This window comes from Streptomyces aurantiacus (genome assembly GCF_001418335.1).
GTDB classification, from domain to species: domain Bacteria; phylum Actinomycetota; class Actinomycetes; order Streptomycetales; family Streptomycetaceae; genus Streptomyces; species Streptomyces aurantiacus.
Genome location: NZ_LIPP01000468.1, coordinates 1 through 2,730 on the forward strand (window position 1 = coordinate 1; position 2,730 = coordinate 2,730).

At 72.4% G+C, this 2,730-nt stretch carries 2 protein-coding genes; one reads left to right on the forward strand and one right to left on the reverse strand.

Features of this window, described 5'->3' with window-relative positions:
- Positions 1-60: 60 nt before the first annotated feature.
- Positions 61-1,608, reverse strand: coding sequence for an NsdA family TPR-like regulatory protein (locus AOK01_RS38900; protein ID WP_055520205.1), 1,548 nt, complete (start codon positions 1,606-1,608; stop codon positions 61-63).
- Between the two features lie 258 nt (positions 1,609-1,866).
- On the opposite strand from AOK01_RS38900, the gene lipB reads away from it, so the two are divergent.
- Complete coding sequence (gene lipB / locus AOK01_RS38905) at positions 1,867-2,667, forward strand: lipoyl(octanoyl) transferase LipB (RefSeq protein ID WP_055520206.1); 801 nt, start codon at positions 1,867-1,869, stop codon at positions 2,665-2,667.
- The last annotated feature ends 63 nt before the right edge of the window (positions 2,668-2,730 follow it).

Below are 2,730 nucleotides of genomic sequence, written 5' to 3' on the forward strand. Positions count from 1 at the left end.
GGAACTGCGCGACCAGCCACGCCCCACCCGCACCCCGAAACTCGACCAACCCCTCCCCGCTCACCCAAGAGCCGCGACCTTGTCGCGATACCCCCGCACCGGCGCCGCATCCCGATAAGGCTCCAACCGCCGCTCGAAATCACGTACATACTCCAGCGCCCGCACCGACCGCATCTCCGACGCCTGCGTCGCCGCCTCGGCACCCAGCTGGCAGGCCTGGTCCAGCTCGCCGAGACCGAGCCGCGCCGAGGCCAGGACCACCCGGCAGAAGAGCCGGCTGCGCGCGTACCCGGGCGCGCGCAGCCGCAGCGAGCGCTCGGCGTGCTGCGCGGCCGCCCGGTACTGCTGGAGGTCGCGGTGGCAGTGCCCGAACTCGTCCGCCAGCTGCGCCTCGTCGAAGAAGCGCGCCCAGTACGGCACTTCGTCACCCGGCCGGGCGGCCTCCAGGGCCCGCTCGGCCCGCGCCAGCGAGGCCGTGGCCGCGCGCACCTCCCCGAGTACTCCGTGGCCCCGCGCCTCGACCGCGTACAGCAGCGCCTGGACGACGGGCGGCGCGGCGGAACCCACGCCCTGCTGGGCGACCCGGGCCAGCTGCACCGCCTCCCGGCCGTGCTGGAGATAGACGGCCTGCCGGCTCATCGTCACGAGCACGTACGAGCCGTACGCCCGGTCCGCCGCCGCCTGCGACAGCCGCAGCGCCTGCACGAAGTACCGCTGCGCCAGTCCGTGCGCGGCGATGTCGTACGAGGTCCAGCCGGCCAGCCGGGTCAGGTCGGCCGCCGCGGCGAACAGGCGGCGCCCCGTCTGCTCGCCGTACGTGCCGCGCAGCATCGGCTCCAGCTCGTGTTCCAGGTACCGCACGAGGGCCTGCCGGGCGTGCCCTCCGCCGTACGCGTTGTCGAGCGCGCGGAAGAGTTCACCGACCGAGCGCAGGGCCGCGATGTCGCCCGCGGTCACCCGCTGTCCGGGTCCGCGCTCCGTCCCAGGACGCTGCCGGGAGGCGGGCCTCCCCTGTTCGGGCAGAGCCGAGAGCTTGACGGAGAGCGGGCGGATTCCAGGGCTCCCCTGGCCTCCCTGACCGCCTCCCTGGCCTCCCTGGCCTCCCTGGCCTCCCTGGCCTCCCTGCGCGGGGACGCGGGCGGTGCCCGGGTCGCTGCGGCCCACCCGGTCGTCGGCCCGGCCGATCAGCCAGTCCCGGCTGGGCACGACGAGCCCCGCCGGAGTGAACGCGATCTTGCGCAGCTCGGCGTGGCTTCCGGAGTCCTTGCGCCACAGCCCGCCGACGATGTCGACGGCCTCCTCGGGCGTGGCGGCGAACTCCAGCCCCGCGTAGACGGGCGCGCAGGCGTCGAGTCCGAGGTCCTGGGCACTGAGCCGGCGGCCGAGGCGGCGGGTGAACACCTCGGCGATCAGCGCGGGTGTGGTGCCCCGGGGCTGCTGCCCGCGCAGCCACCGGGTCACTGATGTCTTGTCGTATCTCAGATCGAGACCGTGTTCGAGGCCGAGCTGGTCCACTCGACGGGCGAGCCCCGCGTTGGAGAACCCCGCTTCTGCGATAAGTGCGGCGAGCTGACGGTTGGGGGTGCGCTGCGCGGGTCGTTCCGACATCTGCGGTGCGAACTCCTGCCTTCCGAGCTGGGGGCCTGTACGGGCAGGCCCGGGCGAGGTCGGCCACCACGCCTTGAGCAGCCCTGATGAGCCTCGCGAACGGCGCGAATGTAGCCGTCCGTAAGCGCCCGATCGCACACTTCGACGCGCATTCATCCGATCGTGTGAGGATTGCCCCCAGGGCTGACGCGCACCGGTCGGACGTACAGTGGCGTGAGGCCGTAATGAGCCTTACGACTCTTCAGGGAGGCGCTTGCCGTGAGTGAGCTGCGGTTCGTCCGCATGGGTTTCGGTGCGGACGCCGTCGAGTACCAGGAGGCCTGGGACGAGCAGCGCCGCGTCCATGCGGCCCGCTTCCAGGACGAGATCCCCGACACCTGTCTGCTCCTTGAACACCTGCCGGTCTACACGGCCGGCCGGCGCACGGCGGACAACGAGCGGCCTCTCGACGGCACGCCCGTCGTCGACGTGGACCGGGGCGGGAAGATCACCTGGCACGGTCCGGGACAACTGGTCGGCTACCCGATCCAGAAGCTCCCGCGTCCGGTGGACGTCGTCGCCCATCTCCGGCGGCTGGAGGACGCGATGATCCGCGTCTGCGCGGAGTTCGGCGTCGAGACCAGCCGGGTGGAGGGACGGGCCGGTGTCTGGGTCCTCGGCGATCCGGTGGGACAGCGGCCGGCGCTCGGCGGGCTCTCCCTCGACCTCGATCCGCGGCTGGCGGACGAGGAGTTCGACCCGCGGCTGAACGGGCCCGAGTACGCGCCCTCCAACGCCGGGCAGCGGCGTGAGGACCGCAAGATCTGCGCCATGGGGATTCGCGTGGCCAAGGGGGTCACCATGCATGGCTTCGCCCTGAACGTGAACCCGGACACGTCGAGTTTCGACAAGATCATCCCGTGCGGGATCCGTGACGCGGGGGTCACGTCGCTCGCGCACGAGCTCGGGCGCGAGCTCACCATCGCGGAGGTACTGCCCGTGGCTGAGCGGCACTTGGGCGATGCGCTGGGGAACGCGGAGTTGCGTCCGCGGGAGGTTGAGCGGGTGGCGGCGGTGTAGGGGCCTTTTTTCGCCCCCGCCGCCCCTGCCCATTCCCGTCACTACTGGGGGCTGCGCCCCCAG

Coding starts and splice junctions, on each gene's coding strand:
- AOK01_RS38900 (WP_055520205.1), bottom strand. CDS start 1,608: ATGTCGGAACGACCCGCGCAGCGCACCCCCAACCGTCAGCTCGCCGCA.